Raw genomic sequence first — 15,281 nt, 5'->3', positions numbered from 1 at the left:
TTTTAAGTTCTGTTTGACGCCAATTCCTCTAAAAGTTCTTTCAAGCTTAGGGAGGCTACGGCTATTTGTTCATCTGCAGCACCGTAATAAATATATAGGTTGTCGTCTTCAAGTATATTTCCTGTAGGAAAACATACATTGTTAACTTCACCATTCAGCTCCCAAGATTTTTCCGGGAAAAATAAAGGGTAGGGTAGCCTGGCAATCTCTTTTTGTGGGTTTTCTAAGTCGAGCAAGACTGCACAAGCCGAATACACATAACCTTTCAAAGTGTCGTGCACACCGTGATAAATAAGCAGCCAGCCGTCCGACGTTTCAATAGGCGGTCCTCCGCCGCCAATATAGCTTACCTCATGATCATACTTTGGCGATAAAACAACGTTTTCGTCAAAGTTTGAAAAATAGTTTTGCCAAAAATCAGTAGTAAGATCGCTTAGCTTTTCTATAGCCACTACTATCTGAATATCAGGCTTTATGCGATGCAGAAAGTGAAATTTATTATTAATTTTTCGCGGAAAAAAAATTAGGTTTTTATCCCATAACAACTCTCTTCTGTCTTGTTTGAAATTACTTTTTGATTTCTCATTAAAACGCATGTATTTTTCATGCATAGGCCCTTTTATTTCAGTGAAATGTTTAAATTCATCATAGGTAATTTGAGGTACAATGATACCTTCCTTTTGCCAGTGCACAAGGTCTTTTGAAGTAGCCAAGGCACCTAATGCATTTAAACCATCATATGCGGTATATGTAAGGTAGAAAGTGCCTTCGATTTCTACAATTCTCGGATCCTCCAATCCCTGAAATTCATATGCTGCTTGTGGATATAATAGGGGAGTTTCATTTCTACTTTCCACCACTGTTGGAGCCGATAATTTACAATACCCAATGGTGGAATAGTTATCTTTGGCTACTGCTCGGTAAAACATATGAATGTTATCACCCACCTGAATAATGGCAGGATTGAGCACACCTTCGCATTCAAAACTATGGTTGGTTTTAGTTAATAGAATACCGTGCTTATTTACTGTGACCATTTTTTTTAATATTTGTTCTTACCAATTTTTTAATTGATTTATTAAGCTGTGCGTTTTAATTTCCTGGTTTTTATAATTGGCACATAAAGCAAGGTATTGATACCAATTATGATAAAGAGTATCGCGTAACCCTGCATGGCAACTATATCGTTTGTACTGAAATAATGCATAATAATTATAGTTCCTATGCCCACCAGTATTCCGAGAAAAATGCGTACAAGAACAATTTTGGAGACCAGTTTCTCGGCAAGGTCAAAGAGGAAGAAACAAAAAATAATTTCTGAAAACGTGTAGAAAATGAACACAAAAGCCGAAAGCTGTGTAAGCGTTTCCAAGTTGGTAGCGAATAACAGCACAGAGACTCCATAGAGGAGGATTGTCAAACCATGAATTTCATGATAAGCGAATTCAATGCGTTTTTTTTGTTGCAATAGGGCTTTTAAAAAGCCAAATAATGCACCAATAATCATAGCCATACCCAAAGTGTATTTGACAGTTTCAAAACTAAAATGAGATGAAAATAGAAGAAAAATACCTTCTAAAATCATAATGGTACCGTACAGATATATGGGTAAGTTCTTATTCATTTTATTTTTTTTCTAAATTGCTTATTTAAAGTCGAATATGTCCCTATATAAACCGAAGTAAACCTTGTGTTTCATCATCTACAGAGGGCTTTGATAGCCAGTTTTTTGACTTTGAGAAGTTGTGTTCTGCACCCATTCTGATGTATAGAGCAAAGGGGGATTCTCTTCGCTTTTTGGATCATCCGGTTTGGGAAATTTAAAAAATAACGGCAAGGTCATTTTCCACCGAAGAAACTCCAGGTGCATTCCATGCCAATCGCTCAGCTTCGTCTTTTTGGTATATAGAGTGTACTAAACCGGTTAGTCTAACCCTGTTGTGATTTACTTCTACCTTTACATCTTTGGCATCTATTGACCAATTCCGAGTAAGTGCATTTTCTACATCTTTTTGTTCAAGAGCATCTTTTGATTCAGACTTGATTTTTATAAGATTGATTACGCCCTTAACCCCAGAGAGGTTTTTGATGGCGTCATGAGCAGCTTCTTCTTCATACTTCCAAGCGACTTCACCTTCTATGGTCACCCAGCCTTTTTCTACCTTTACTTTTAATTTATCTTCAGGCACTTCCCAGTTATATTTCCATGCCAATAGGATATTTTGTGCAACTTCGCCGTCGGTTTTTTGGGTAGAATAGCCATAATCTATAATGATGTTTTCTGCCAATGCTTTTACGCCTTTCACCTTTTTGATTGCATTTTCTGCACTTAACTTTTTGGAGTAGCTATCCACCACACCCGTTAAAGTTACAACCCCATCTTTTGCCGTTACACCAATTTCTGCGGCATGCAAAGAAGGTTCCCATTTAATGGCGTTTTGAACGTCTTTTTGTAATTCTATATTATTTTTCATGCCATTTTATTTATGTCAGCACCTGGGCGTTCCAACACAATAAAGGTCTAAATATATTACCTCCAGAAGTTACACATTAGAGGTCTATAGTTGTATTAATCACACCTTTGGTCCGCTAAAGCATTTTTTGATGTGTTTATTAGTCCCGAAATTTCAAAAAAGATGCTAATCTTAAGTTTTTGGGAATTTTTATAGATAGAATTATCATGAAGGTGGTAAGGATTCTGGAGTATTTGAATTACACCAAAACCTTTTTCTTCAACGCTTTATTGCTTATTAAAAACACCTCAAAAAGCCGTAAACCTGATGATGTAGGACCAAGAAGTGTAGCATTGATAATTGCACAATTTTTGTTTGATGACAAGCTCATTTGTCATTGATTTGGTGGCGTAACGCCAGTTTAAATTTTTTATTAAATTCATGTGCTATTGGCTTAATTTTTTTAGTCCGTAAAGCGTTACGTCAAGATTCTTTTTCACCACGAAGGATTTTCAATAATAGTTTGGCTACTGCTTCTGACGAGCCAGGGTTTTGACCCGTTATTAATAATCCGTCTTGCTGCGTAAATGAACTCCAGTCTGCTCCTTTACTATAATGAGCTCCTAGTTTTTTCAATTCATCTTCTAATAAAAAAGGAACAACTTTGGTCAATCCAGCTGCCTCTTCTTCGGAATTTGAAAAACCTGTCATTTTTTTGCCTTTTATAAGTGGCTGCCCATTTTCTGCTTTAACATTTATTAATGCTACAGGAGCATGGCAAACAAAAGCGATTGGTTTTTGACTATTGTAAAAATCTTCAATAAGCTTTATGGAAGCTTTGTATGTTACTAAATCCCATAAAGGACCATGACCTCCAGCATAAAAAACGGCGTCGTAATGATTAAAGTCAATGTTTCTTAGTTTTAGCGTATTAGCGACTTGATAAATGGCATCGCTATCTTTGTAAAAACGTAGTGTAGAAGGTGTTTGGGATTCTACTTCCTCACTTTTAGGATCTACGGGAGGTTGCCCGCCTGCTGGTGAAGCTATGTCTATATCAGAGCCCGCATCTACAAATACATAATAAGGTGAAGCAAATTCTTCAATCCAAAACCCTGTTTTTTTTCCTGAGTCTCCCATTTCGTTATGAGAGGTTAATACGATTAAAATTTTCATGCTATTCTAAGTTTAATTATGTTAGTTTTTATATTTTTTTTGAGCAAAGGAATTAAACGGTGTTATCACTTTTTAATAAAACCATTATCAAACATAGTTTTGTAGACAATTTTTGATATTTCCTACATCATTAAATCAACACGATTTGGATTTACCAATTCGGAGAGTCTGGTCGATTAGCTCTCTAGATGTTCTAATTTTTAGGTTTGACATTTTTTATACTCTTTAGCCTAAAAGCAAGTAATATTCGGAAAGCTCCGATAGAGATGAATGCCCAGGCAGTCCAGTAAATGATGGTCATGCCTCCAAAAAACGGATCCCAAATCATCATAAATGAGAATGCAGTTCCAATTATTCCTAGCAATAATAACCATGCCGATCCTTTTGCGAAAGTACCTTTGAATTCTATGGCGACAGCAATAGCCGTAAGCGAACGGAACATCAACATTATACCTACGTAAATAGGTAATATTTCAATAGAAACCTGCGGACTTGATATTAGCCAAATACCAAACAGTAAGTCGAAAATGCCCGAAACTAGGCCCCAGCCCCAATTTGGTGTGGTGGTACGATTGGATAGATAATAAATGATTTCAAAAATTCCGTTTACAAAAAACGTAAAACTGAAAAAGATCGCCAGTGTTAAAAAGGATTCGAGCGGGGTCATAAAAACCCATATTCCAATACCAATAAATAAGACTCCGAGTATAAGCGATAAATACCAATATTTTGCAGAGAATAGGGATGTTTTGAATGTTTGATTTACCATGTACGTTTATTGTTTTTAAATGTCGGCTATACTGTTTTTGAGTTTGCATTAACTCAATTTCATGGATTGGAAAAGCTAAGAAATACCTCTTCGCTTTTTGTTGATTTTAGTTTGCAAATGCCTGCTCATAGTCTACCTTCAATTCGTTATTTACTTGCCAAACCCCCAAGGTTTTCCAAGCAATACGTCCAGCCTCTTCTTTTTGATACCAAGAAGTTACTGTTCCAGAAAGTGTTACCGTTGTTCCAGAAACTTTTACATGGATGTCGTTGTCATTGATTGACCCATTTCTATTAATTGCATTTTGAACATCTTTTTGTTGAATGGCATCATCAGATTTTGACTTGATAATAATGTTATTCGTTAGACCTTTAACACCAGTAAGATAATGTACTGCACTACCAGCGGCCTCTCTTTGATAGTTCCAATGAAGCTCACCATCTAAGGTAACCCAGCCATCTTCTACCTTTATGTTTATATTTTCGTTTGGAACTGACCAATTTGATTTTAAGGCAGCTAAAACTTCTTCAGCAACTTCAGCGTTGTTTTTTGACCATGAACTTGGAAACTTTACTTCAATGTTTTCAACCAAGGCTTTAACGCCAATTACTTTTTTAGTTGCATTTTCAGCCTCGTGTTTTTTTTCATAACTATCCACTACCCCACTGAGAGAAACCACACCATCTTTAACGGTAACTCCAATTTCTGCTGCATGCAATAAGGGTTCCCATTCGATGGCATTTTGAACGTCAGTTTGTAACTCTGAATTAGTTTTCATTTTGGATTTGTTAAGCAATAAATGAATTCTTATTGCCTAGCAAAGATTGGGATTCCAATAAATTATGGCGTTACACAATTTTGAACGATTGTTACGTAAGTCACATATTTTAGGAGAATGAGATTGTGAACGCTATAGAGCTTAATCTGCATTATCCATCCTAAAATATCCCTACTTTATATCGTTCGCCATTTTTACAGAATCTGTAGCAGTTCTAGGCTTGCTTTCTATATAAAGGCATTTATTGTTTCAATAAGCCTCTTGGTTTCTTCCGGATTTTTTATTTGAATAGATGTGACTCCGATTTCTTTGACCGGATAATCATTTCCTCCAGGAAATAAAGCATCTCCAATAAAAAACATCTCCTCTATGGCAATGCCAAGAATGTCTTGTAGCTTTTTGATACCGTAGGCTTTGTCTATGCCAAGCCTAGTGACATCTATCGATGTAGTACCGCCCAGGCGTATTGTAAATTCTGGAATAAGCTCATCCAGTATTGCCTTAATTTTCTTTCGTTTTGCAAAATTCGGATCCCATTGTTTTTTTATTTCTAGCGGAGCTTCCTGACCCAATGCTGAAAAGGTTATCTGACTCCCTCTATCCTCAATAACATCGCCCCAAGTTTCGGTTATTTTGAAACCTAGGGATTCGGAAGCCTCATTAAGAGAATGAATTATTTTCTCTTTTTCCGCTGGACCGAAATCTTCAGAATATATTTTCTTCCAACTATCAGAATACTGATATAGTTTAGTACCACATGCTGGGAGGATGTGTAAATTATGGAGTCTTTTATTTGAAGGAAAATTATCAAGAAGTTGCTTTTTGAACTGCGGCCAATCGCCTCCAGATATAACTGCCACTGTCATTTTATCAAGCAATGCTTGTAACAATACTAACATTTCGGCATCGAGTGGAGATTTACTTGCCGCAAGGGTACCATCTAAATCGAAAATGACTAGCTTTTTCATAGTGCGTGTTTTTAACCCGCTTTATACATTGGAAAATCTCCCGATAGCTATCGGGACAGTAGCAAAATTGCTTCAAATCAGTTCGCAGTAGTAAGATCAGGGATTCCATACGATGAACAATTTATTCATCAAAAAACAGCTTAAAAACTTGGAAGTATCTTAGTTATCTCGGGGTAAACGCTATGCTAATTTCCTTTAATTGTCTGATTTATTGTACTTTAAAATTCATAACGACTCCCCAACGCATAATCCGGGTTAAAACATTTTAGGTTTATCGTATTCAATTTTTTGAACAAAAAAGCTGGCATAACTAAAATCACCTTCTTTTAATCGCCAAAATACCTCGGCATGAATAGGAATAATCACACCATTTTTTTCTTGATAATTATCAGGTTTTATGAGCCATGTTTCTAACCTTTTCTCGTCCATGAATCTCTTCGTTTCCATTTGGGTAATCTCACCTAATGCATTAAATGTGATGATATAAACAAGTGATAGACCGTGGTATTGAAAAGTCAATCGGGCAGATGAACTATCAATGGAGGTCCACTGCAAATTTTCAGATGGTAAAAGATTGGTTGGAAACCAAATGCTTTCTGATAGCCAACGTAATAATTCACTTTCGTTATATTGTTGTTTTCCATGCACATCCACAACGTTAAATGCTGAAAATAGCGTGGCAATAAGCCTGCCTTCATTGCCAAGGTACATATCACGAGCTACAAACATTGAGGTAATACCTTTCCAGATAAAACCAGGTTTTTGCGTCGTAAAATATTGCTCGCCAGTGATATTAACCCAGTCTTTTTTCAAGTCTGATTTAAACTGACCATCGTGTTTTAGCCTGATATAACTTATGTACGGTTGGCCTTCTTTCAAAACGTGCTTGAAATAACGTTGCACAGGTTCGGGTAAGCCTTCCAATAGTTTATAAGTAAACGTTTTAGCTGGAATGTTTTTAGATTCTGAAAAAAGCTGAGTGACCTGTTTTTTAAATTTTATTGAAAGATTTACTTTTCCAGCAATAAAGATTAGGCCAATCACTGAAATGATAATCAAGAAGTATAGCATGGTTTGTTAGATTTCAAGCCGCCATTTTGTTCATCGCTCTGCATTCTTCTGCACATTTTCGACAGCTTTCGGCACATTCTTTACAATGCGAGTGGGAATGTTTTTCACATTCAGTGGCACAGGCTTCGCACACTTCAACGCACTCTGCACATAAATGGGTGGCATGCTTTCCGCCAATACTCAATAGTTGGGCCGCAGCAAAACATATAACCGAACATTGTCTAGAAAGTTGGATACACGCTATATGTGTTTTCACTCCATCTTCATTTAAACATTCAGTAGCACATCTATTGCACGCTATTGCACTGGTGAGACAAGCATCTATACAAGCTTGAAATTTTTGATCACTCATGACGTTCATCTTTATTTGTAACGGTATTATTACCTAGCAAAGTTGAATTTATTAGCTTTAAAACGCATTACACAACTTCGGCAGATATTTACATGAATCACATCTTTTTGAAACACAGTAAAAGTATAACACCGATAAATACCTCTCCATATATATCCACTTGTTGTGCCTTGGAAGCCTGCTTTAAAGCTTTGTTAATGGGGTGAGTAAAACACTTTTTTAGCTATAGAGCTTCTCGTAATATTCTAAAGCCATTCGGTTGCTATTAAAATTGGTGCTTACGTCCTTCATAGATTGTTTAATAATACCTACCCAATCAGCAGAGTTTTGGTAATACATCGGAATAATTTCTTTCTCAAGTATTTCCATCATCAGTTGATATTCTTGTTCATCTCGTTGTTCATCACTTTGGTTTTCATTGGCATGTGATATCACAAAGGCATTTTGTCCATGTTTAGCAAACTCAGCTACCCAGCCATCGTCAACGCTTAGATTTAACGAGGCATTCATAGCGGCCGTCATCCCAGATGTACCTGAGGCTTCATGCAAATAACGGGGGGTGTTTAACCAAACGTCTGAGCCTTTCTTCAGACAACCTGATAATTCCAATTCATAACCCGTAAGTACAGCAGCTCTTTTATTATTTCTTGTTTCTTGTTCAAGTCGATGGAATAAATCAATATCTCCTTGAGCAGAGGGATAGGGCCTGCCAGCCCAAATTACCTGTATAGGTTCATTGGTTCTGTTAGTCAGTTCATTAAAACGTTTTAAATCTTTCAATAATAACCATGCTCTTTTATAGCCGGCAAATCGGCGTGCCCAAACTATTGTTAATACGTTTGGGTCAAATATTTTGCCTGTTTGGTCAGCTACTATTTTAAACAATGCAACTTTTAATTCTTTTTTACGATTGACAATCCCAGCGTCATCATTCGATTGCAAAAGTTCTTTTAATGGTAAGTCTTGCCAATAATTGGTGTTTTGTGCATTGGTTATGGCCGTCATATTCATCTCGCCCAATAGGTGCTTGTAAAGGTCTTCCTTACACACTTTTTCATGAAGTTTGGACACCGCATTTTGCTTATGGGTGCACTTTAATGCCGTTTCGGTATAGCTAAAAATCCCATTTTCGATATAGCTTGCTTTATATACTTCGTCCCAAGAAACCCCACAAAAGAAGGACATTTTCCAAAGTTGTTCCAAAGGTCTTCGTTCGTTCCCGGCCTGCTCGGGTGTATGTGTGGTAAAAACAGTTTTTTGTTTGACGACATCCCAATTATTGTATTCTTGATGTAAACCATAGATTAATGGTAAACCATGGGCTTCGTTCAGATGCCATACATCTGGCTCAATCTCAAGCATTTTCATTAATTTATGAGCTCCTGAACCCAATAATATAGACTCTGCAATACGCGAAAGATCGTTTGGTGCATACAATCGCTCGGCTATGGTTTGTGATAAATAATCGTTTTCTGGCAAATCAGTACTTAATAAAAACAATGGGGCAGTCCTAAATGTATATGGAGGTAAAAGCCAAGCTTTGACCCATACTGGATGTTCATTAACTGTTATTTGAAATTTTATTTCAGTATCTATCAAGAATGAATACTCTTTTTTGATGAAACTTATTTGCATACAGTTGTCTGCATCGCGTGTTTGGTCGTAATACCCATATTTCCATAAAATACCAACCCCAATCATGTTTTGATTAAGTTCATACGCACTACGAAAATGAGAACCCGCCAAAAATCCCAATCCTCCCGAATATATTTTGAGGCATTGATCTATTGCAAACTCCATAGATAAATAGGTAACCAATTTTTGATTTGGCTGTACCGATAGGTATTTAGAGACTATAGCTTTTGTTTCTGTTAACGACATAATTTCTATTTATTAGAATGAAAAACTTAAACCCGCTTTATTCATTTGAAAACCTCCCGATTTTGTCGGGACTGTAGCAAAATTGCTTCAAATCAGTTCGTAAACCCATTTAAACTCAATCGCCAGAACCCTTCGACATTACTCAGGGTAAACCGCTATGCTAATCTCGTTTAAATATTCAATTCATTCCCACTTAAAATACCTTGCTCAAAAGAGTCTAAATTCTTGATAGTAGTTTCGGCAATATTTGTCAAAGCAGTTTCGGTTAAAAATGCTTGATGACTGGTAATTAAGACATTCCGAAAGGTCATTAAACGAGCTATGGTATCATCTTGAAGAATATCAAGTGAGTGGTCTTCAAAGAATAACCCTTCTTCCTCCTCATAAACATCCATTCCGAAATAACCAATTTGTCCAGTTTTTAGGGCGTCGACAGCATCTTTCGCATTGACCAAACCACCACGGCTGGTATTAACGAGCATTACTCCTTTTTTCATTCCTTCAATGCTAGCTTTATTGATAATGTGCTTTGAAGTTTCAGTGAGAGGAAGGTGGAGTGAAATAATATCAGATTGACTACAAAGCTTGTCTAATGCCACATATGTAGCACCAAAATCTGTTTTCAAGGATTCATTTTCAATTTTATCATAAGCCAAAATTTTGCAACCAAAACCGTGTAAAACCTTCGCCACTTGGCTGCCAATTTTACCCGTACCGATTATGCCAACGGTTTTGCCGTGCATATCAAAACCTGTGAGTCCGTTAAGCGAGAAATTGAGCTCATTGATACGATTATGGGCATGAACCAATTTCCTATTCAAAGCCAACATCAATGCAATGGCGTGTTCGGCTACGGCATATGGCGAGTATTCTGGCACACGAGCTACTTTTATATTGAGCTTTTTGGCTTCTTTTAAATCTATGTGATTATAGCCAGCCGAACGCAAAGCAATATATTCAATTCCTAAATCTGATAAATTTTGTAGAATTGGTGCACTTGCTTTATCGCTTACAAAAATGCAAATGGCTTTGCAGTCAAGGGCAAGCTTGACGGAATATTCAGAAAGCGTTTCTTCTAACAAAAGCAGCTCGTGCTTGTTGTTATTGGCTTTTACAATCGAATCTAATTCAAATTGGTGTGCACTAAAAAAGGCTGTTTTCATAGCTTTACTTAATCGATTTTTACATTAAATTTATCCAAAGTGTTTTTTTAAACTGCAGTCTGACATGGAAACCTAGTTTTTACTTGTTTTTGAAGTGTGTTAAGACTTTGGTTTACTGATGTTATTTTTTGGAGTACCAATTTTTTGAAACAGTTTTTGTTTCGAAAAATCCATTTTCCGTGTTTATTAGCTCTCATCATTAAGTGCTTCAAACCCGGATACCACATCAAAAAGCTCTTCATCAATCAAAGCTTGACGGATGCTATGAAATTTGCGGTTTAAACTTTCCATTAGTTCTCCAATATTTTTCTCTGCCCGCTGCATGGCCAGCAGTCGACTGGCATTTTCACTGGCCAATGAAGCTGCACTTGCACCAAAGAGGGAAACAAATAGATATTCATGAATTAAAGCCAACAGGGTAGATTGCTCTCCTCCTGCAACTTGAGGCGACAGTTTTGTAGGCCACACTTGCTTCGATATATCCGTTTTCCAATTTTGGTCTAAAGGCAGTAATTGTTTCACTACTGGCGAATAACCTATACCACTGTTATTGGGCTTATTGTGAAAAACATAGAAATGGTCGATCTGATTTGCCGCCATACGCTCTTCACTTTTTATCAATAATTGACTAACCAGAGGTGTCACTCCATCTACCGAATTAGGGACGGGAAAGATTTTAGTAACCATATATCCCTGATCTAACAACACTAATTTCACACGTTCACCAACTGCCCAAATTGTTTTTTCTCCTTGTATTTTATTCAGGTGATTGGTTACAAAATCGGCCAAAGTATTATTAAACTGCCCCACAAGTCCTTGGTCTGACCCAAACACAATGGCACAGGTCGCTTTATGGTTATTTTTAGTCGGGTTTTGATGCTCTGTGCCTTTTATTAAATGAGCCAGGAGACCCAACGATACGGTACGGTTATAATCTGATATAGCACTTACAGCTTGCTCATATTGTCCAATATTAGAAGCGGCCATAGCTTTCATGGTACGCACTACAGATTTGAGATCTTCTGCCCCAACTAATTTTCTTCGTATATCAGCTAGCGTTTCCATCAGTTATTAGTTTCGTTAGTGGTTGGTTTTTCCTGAAAAGGCGATACTATCCGCTCCACTAGTTTCAGTATAGTGTTTTTGTCTTCCTCGTTTAATTTATCAGTTGAAGACAGCCTTTCAAATACTTCAATAGGAAGTTTTTGACTACCTATTCCTAAGCGTTTTTCTACCTCCTGAATTTTATGAATTGGAACCGTATCGAAAAATTCATTTGTTAAGGCTAACAGTACTACAATTTGTTCAGTTACAGACATCGGTTGTAATTCTTGTTGAATCAACCAAGACCGTATGCGTTTACCATGATCTATGGTTTTTTTGGTAGCTTCATCTAGTCGGGTACCAAAACGGGCGTAGTTTTCTAACTCCTCGAATTGGGCATACGCTAATTTAAGATTGCCAGTGATGGAGCGGTAAGCCGGCAATTGTGCCTTTCCTCCAACCCGCGAAACAGACTTTCCAACATCAACGGCCGGTAAGATCCCCAGCTCAAATAGTTTTGGAGAAAGATAAATCTGACCATCCGTGATAGAAATGAGATTGGTAGGAATATAAGCGGACATGTTTTGAGCTTCCGTTTCTATAATCGGTAATGCTGTTAATGAACCACCACCAAGTGCTTCACTCAAATGTGTTGCTCTTTCCAATAACCTGGAATGGATATAGAAGATATCTCCAGGGAAGGCTTCTCGTCCCGGTGGTCTTCTTAAAAGTAATGACAATTCACGATAGGCTCTTGCATGATGTGTGAGGTCGTCATAGACAATCAATACATCCCGCCCTTGTTCCATAAAATATTCAGCAATACTTGTTGCTGCGTAAGGGGCAATGTACTTGAGCCCCGGCGGGTCGTTACCTTCCGTCACCACCACTACGGTGTATTCTAATCCTCCTTTTTCTTTAAGGTGGGCAATGACCTTAGCTACCGATGACGCCCGCTGTCCAATGGCACAATATACGCAAATGACATCTTTTCCTTGCTGATTTAGAATGGCATCAAGGGCAATGGCCGATTTACCCGTTTGACGGTCACCCAAAATAAGTTCACGCTGCCCTCTGCCAATAGGAATTAGTGCATCAATTACTTTTATCCCTGTTTGAAAGGGAACGTTCACAGCAGCTCTATCCATGATTGGTGTAACTGGACGTTCTATGGGCAGGCGTTCTGTGCCTATAAGTGCTTCTTGACCATCGAGTGGTTCTCCTAAGGGGTTTACAATTCTGCCAATCAATGCATGACCTACAGGAATATCCATAACTCGGTTTGTGCGTATGACTTCATCGCCAACGTTTAACATGGATTCATCGCCTAATAAAATTACGCCAATTTCCTTCTCGTCAATATTGTAGGCAATGCCGAAAATGTTCTTCGGAAATTTCAACAATTCTTCAAAGCCAACTCCAGGAAGACCTGAGACTTTGACAATTCCTGCAGATACACTGACCACGGTTCCCACTTCACGAGGAGTAAAGGTAAACTCGTGACTTTCTCTAGTTTCGTGAAGTAGTTTAAAAGCATTTAGAATGCTAGTGTCAGTGTCGTATATAGGCATAGCTTAGGATAAGATGGTTGCTTTTTCTAGAACATGTTCTTCAAGTGTATTCAAATAGCTTTCAATAGACCATGAAAGTTTGTATTCACCTGTGCTCAGCTCAATACCACCAATCAATTCAGGAGTGACTTCAACCTTAAATGTTGCGGTTGTTTCTAGCAATGCATTCACCCGTTCCTTAATTAGTTTTTGTTGTTCTTTCGGAAGCGGGAAGGCACTTCGCAATGAAATGTTGCCATTTTGGAAAGCATCTTTGAATTCATTTAGTTTATCACCTTTCAAATCATTTAAACGATTCATGAAAACTGTGGTCGCTTGTACTTCTAGATCTGCCGAAGCAAGGTCGGAAAGTGCTTTTCTGGAAACAGCGAACACTTCATCTTGAATTTTATGAACAAGTGCAGCATTCCTATCCTTTTGTTTTTCTTTGGCCGCTTTTTCTAACTGTATTTTCAGAGCTTCCGCTTCGGTTCTAGCGGATTCTAAAAGTTCTGTACCCTTAGCTTTAGATTCGGAAATATACTTCTCCATGATCGCCTTTTTCTCCTCATCAAAAGTCAAATTCTTCTGTTTGAGGTTTTCTTGCTCTTTCAATGCGACTATTTTTGTAGCTTCGGCATCATTTAATTGAGCTTTAATTTTATTCTCCCTTTTACTAATAGCTTCCAATACAGGCTTGTACAAAAAACGTTTGAGCAGCCATACCAATAAGAAAAAATTGAGTATTTGGGCAATTACCGTAAACCAGTTGACTTCCATATTATTAGCTTATTGTGCAATTACATAATTCCAAAACGGATTGGAAAAAATGAGAATCATAGAAACCACAAAACAATAAATTGCTGTAGACTCAATCATCGCCAAACCCACAAATAATGTTCGCGTAATCGTAGGGGCAGCATCGGGCTGTTGAGCAATTGATGTCAAGGCATTGGAAACGGCTTTGCCTTCAGCCAAGGCGGGAAACATACACCCAATTCCAGTGGTAAGACCCGCAGTAATAATTGAAACAATACCAATAAGTGTTAAACTATCCATTTTAAACTTTTTTTAATTTAGTTTTTTGTTATGATTTATCTTCTTTGGTCACCGCTGCAGCGATATAAACGGTTGCCAGAATACTGAAAATATAAGCTTGTACTAAGCCGGTTAATAGACCAAGCGTTGTCATAATAACGGGGAAAATAAAAGGAGAAACGCTCAATAAAACGGCGACAATCATGCCTCCACTCATGATGTTCCCAAATAAGCGTATGGTCAAAGCCAATGTTCTTGAAACTTCACTGATGATGTTAAACGGAAGCATAATGAACGTTGGTGATAAATACGATTTCAGATAAGCCCAAAGTCCAACTTCCTTGATCCCAAAAAATGGTACCGCTAGTAACACTGAAATGGCCAATGCTGCCGTAGTGGAAATCGAACCTGTAGGGGGTTCATACCAAGGGATAATTATTAATATATTGGCGACCCCAATAAACAGAAATAATGTACCGATAAACGAAATGTATTTCTCTGGTTTTTGTAGTCCTACTTCTTTTATTTGACCGTTAATTCCTGTCACAACTATTTCAAGAAAACACTGCCAACGAGAAATTTGAATTGTTGATTTTAATTTTCGCGTGACCAAAAAGGATGTAAACACCAACAACAACATGATGGCCCATGTCATTACTAGCGTGAGATTGATTGATACAAACCCATACGACCAAAAAACTGTTTCATCGGGACTAAGCCACATAAGTCTTCTCTGTTTTTTGTTGTCTCAAATCGTATTTTTCAGTGAAGTGAATGACCACAAATCGAGCGATAAAAAATCCTGAGGAACATACAATCAATCGTACAAAATTGCCTGCACCGACGAAATAAAATCCGGTTAAAACGATTGCTAATCGCAAGGTCAAACTTCCGAAAAACCATAAAGCAGGTATTTTAGAGTAGGCCGCATTTTTAATGGTGAACCATAATCCTCCGAAAAAAAGAAAGCCCATGGCGATTCCGGCCGAAAAAGCAAATACGATAAATGTTAGGTCATTCATTTTTTCTAATAATTTA

The 15,281-nt window shown here is 37.5% G+C and carries 17 protein-coding genes; all 17 read right to left on the bottom strand.

From position 1 onward, the window contains the following. Positions 1-2: 2 nt before the first annotated feature. Positions 3-1,037 carry a glycoside hydrolase family 130 protein gene (locus ACSBFT_RS10255; protein ID WP_463048449.1) on the bottom strand — a complete coding sequence of 345 codons (1,035 nt, stop codon included), beginning with the start codon at positions 1,035-1,037 and terminating at the stop codon, positions 3-5. A gap of 41 nt (positions 1,038-1,078) precedes the next feature. Beyond that, complete coding sequence (locus tag ACSBFT_RS10250) at positions 1,079-1,624, bottom strand: hypothetical protein (RefSeq protein ID WP_463048447.1); 546 nt, start codon at positions 1,622-1,624, stop codon at positions 1,079-1,081. Between the two features lie 196 nt (positions 1,625-1,820). After that, positions 1,821-2,474, bottom strand: coding sequence for a BON domain-containing protein (locus tag ACSBFT_RS10245; protein WP_489604534.1), 654 nt, complete (start codon positions 2,472-2,474; stop codon positions 1,821-1,823). 462 nt (positions 2,475-2,936) lie between these two features. After that, positions 2,937-3,629 (bottom strand): type 1 glutamine amidotransferase domain-containing protein, encoded by a 693-nt coding sequence (locus ACSBFT_RS10240; RefSeq protein ID WP_463048443.1) that lies wholly within the window; start codon positions 3,627-3,629, stop codon positions 2,937-2,939. Positions 3,630-3,822: 193 nt separating this feature from the next. Continuing rightward, a complete protein-coding gene (locus ACSBFT_RS10235) occupies positions 3,823-4,398 on the bottom strand; it encodes an HdeD family acid-resistance protein (protein WP_489604533.1) in 576 nt (191 codons plus the stop codon). 106 nt (positions 4,399-4,504) lie between these two features. After that, on the bottom strand, positions 4,505-5,176 hold the full coding sequence (locus ACSBFT_RS10230; protein WP_463048441.1) for a BON domain-containing protein: 672 nt from the start codon (positions 5,174-5,176) through the stop codon (positions 4,505-4,507). 227 nt (positions 5,177-5,403) lie between these two features. Next, positions 5,404-6,144, bottom strand: coding sequence for an HAD-IIB family hydrolase (locus tag ACSBFT_RS10225; protein ID WP_463048440.1), 741 nt, complete (start codon positions 6,142-6,144; stop codon positions 5,404-5,406). Positions 6,145-6,399: 255 nt separating this feature from the next. Next, positions 6,400-7,215: a DUF6920 family protein gene (locus tag ACSBFT_RS10220; RefSeq protein ID WP_489604532.1), complete on the bottom strand. Its 816-nt coding sequence runs from the start codon at positions 7,213-7,215 to the stop codon at positions 6,400-6,402. Between the two features lie 13 nt (positions 7,216-7,228). Continuing rightward, entirely contained in the window at positions 7,229-7,567 is a 339-nt protein-coding gene (locus ACSBFT_RS10215; RefSeq protein ID WP_489604531.1) for a four-helix bundle copper-binding protein, read from the bottom strand. 219 nt (positions 7,568-7,786) lie between these two features. Beyond that, positions 7,787-9,448 carry an alpha-glucan family phosphorylase gene (glgP, locus tag ACSBFT_RS10210; RefSeq protein WP_489604530.1) on the bottom strand — a complete coding sequence of 554 codons (1,662 nt, stop codon included), beginning with the start codon at positions 9,446-9,448 and terminating at the stop codon, positions 7,787-7,789. Positions 9,449-9,618: 170 nt separating this feature from the next. Beyond that, entirely contained in the window at positions 9,619-10,611 is a 993-nt protein-coding gene (locus tag ACSBFT_RS10205) for a 2-hydroxyacid dehydrogenase (protein ID WP_489604529.1), read from the bottom strand. 186 nt (positions 10,612-10,797) lie between these two features. Further along, positions 10,798-11,676, bottom strand: a complete 879-nt coding sequence (locus ACSBFT_RS10200; protein ID WP_463047074.1) for a F0F1 ATP synthase subunit gamma — start codon at positions 11,674-11,676, stop codon at positions 10,798-10,800. Further along, a complete protein-coding gene (locus ACSBFT_RS10195) occupies positions 11,676-13,226 on the bottom strand; it encodes an alternate F1F0 ATPase, F1 subunit alpha (protein WP_489604528.1) in 1,551 nt (516 codons plus the stop codon). The genes ACSBFT_RS10200 and ACSBFT_RS10195 overlap by 1 nt, the downstream gene beginning before the upstream one ends. A gap of 3 nt (positions 13,227-13,229) precedes the next feature. Then, positions 13,230-13,985 carry a F0F1 ATP synthase subunit delta gene (locus ACSBFT_RS10190; RefSeq protein ID WP_489604527.1) on the bottom strand — a complete coding sequence of 252 codons (756 nt, stop codon included), beginning with the start codon at positions 13,983-13,985 and terminating at the stop codon, positions 13,230-13,232. 9 nt (positions 13,986-13,994) lie between these two features. Next, positions 13,995-14,264, bottom strand: a complete 270-nt coding sequence (locus ACSBFT_RS10185) for a F0F1 ATP synthase subunit C (RefSeq protein WP_463047077.1) — start codon at positions 14,262-14,264, stop codon at positions 13,995-13,997. Positions 14,265-14,292: 28 nt separating this feature from the next. Further along, on the bottom strand, positions 14,293-14,967 hold the full coding sequence (locus tag ACSBFT_RS10180; protein WP_489604526.1) for a F0F1 ATP synthase subunit A: 675 nt from the start codon (positions 14,965-14,967) through the stop codon (positions 14,293-14,295). Beyond that, the gene (locus ACSBFT_RS10175) at positions 14,957-15,265 is read right to left on the bottom strand and encodes an N-ATPase subunit AtpR (protein WP_489604525.1); all 309 of its coding nucleotides are present in this window, start codon (positions 15,263-15,265) and stop codon (positions 14,957-14,959) included. The genes ACSBFT_RS10180 and ACSBFT_RS10175 overlap by 11 nt, the downstream gene beginning before the upstream one ends. Positions 15,266-15,281 lie beyond the last annotated feature (16 nt).

Source organism: Arcticibacterium sp. SM2516, from assembly GCF_057914865.1.
This window is presented reverse-complemented; position numbering and strand designations above follow the sequence as displayed.

Excerpts from the sequence above, each read along its gene's own strand:
- ACSBFT_RS10255 (WP_463048449.1), bottom strand. The coding sequence starts at position 1,037 with ATGGTCACAGTAAATAAGCACGGTATTCTATTAACTAAAACCAACCAT.
- ACSBFT_RS10250 (WP_463048447.1), bottom strand. The coding sequence starts at position 1,624 with ATGAATAAGAACTTACCCATATATCTGTACGGTACCATTATGATTTTA.
- ACSBFT_RS10245 (WP_489604534.1), bottom strand. The coding sequence starts at position 2,474 with ATGAAAAATAATATAGAATTACAAAAAGACGTTCAAAACGCCATTAAA.
- ACSBFT_RS10240 (WP_463048443.1), bottom strand. The coding sequence starts at position 3,629 with ATGAAAATTTTAATCGTATTAACCTCTCATAACGAAATGGGAGACTCA.
- ACSBFT_RS10235 (WP_489604533.1), bottom strand. The coding sequence starts at position 4,398 with ATGGTAAATCAAACATTCAAAACATCCCTATTCTCTGCAAAATATTGG.
- ACSBFT_RS10230 (WP_463048441.1), bottom strand. The coding sequence starts at position 5,176 with ATGAAAACTAATTCAGAGTTACAAACTGACGTTCAAAATGCCATCGAA.
- ACSBFT_RS10225 (WP_463048440.1), bottom strand. The coding sequence starts at position 6,144 with ATGAAAAAGCTAGTCATTTTCGATTTAGATGGTACCCTTGCGGCAAGT.
- ACSBFT_RS10220 (WP_489604532.1), bottom strand. The coding sequence starts at position 7,215 with ATGCTATACTTCTTGATTATCATTTCAGTGATTGGCCTAATCTTTATT.
- ACSBFT_RS10215 (WP_489604531.1), bottom strand. The coding sequence starts at position 7,567 with ATGAGTGATCAAAAATTTCAAGCTTGTATAGATGCTTGTCTCACCAGT.
- glgP (WP_489604530.1), bottom strand. The coding sequence starts at position 9,448 with ATGTCGTTAACAGAAACAAAAGCTATAGTCTCTAAATACCTATCGGTA.
- ACSBFT_RS10205 (WP_489604529.1), bottom strand. The coding sequence starts at position 10,611 with ATGAAAACAGCCTTTTTTAGTGCACACCAATTTGAATTAGATTCGATT.
- ACSBFT_RS10200 (WP_463047074.1), bottom strand. The coding sequence starts at position 11,676 with ATGGAAACGCTAGCTGATATACGAAGAAAATTAGTTGGGGCAGAAGAT.
- ACSBFT_RS10195 (WP_489604528.1), bottom strand. The coding sequence starts at position 13,226 with ATGCCTATATACGACACTGACACTAGCATTCTAAATGCTTTTAAACTA.
- ACSBFT_RS10190 (WP_489604527.1), bottom strand. The coding sequence starts at position 13,985 with ATGGAAGTCAACTGGTTTACGGTAATTGCCCAAATACTCAATTTTTTC.
- ACSBFT_RS10185 (WP_463047077.1), bottom strand. The coding sequence starts at position 14,264 with ATGGATAGTTTAACACTTATTGGTATTGTTTCAATTATTACTGCGGGT.
- ACSBFT_RS10180 (WP_489604526.1), bottom strand. The coding sequence starts at position 14,967 with ATGTGGCTTAGTCCCGATGAAACAGTTTTTTGGTCGTATGGGTTTGTA.
- ACSBFT_RS10175 (WP_489604525.1), bottom strand. The coding sequence starts at position 15,265 with ATGAATGACCTAACATTTATCGTATTTGCTTTTTCGGCCGGAATCGCC.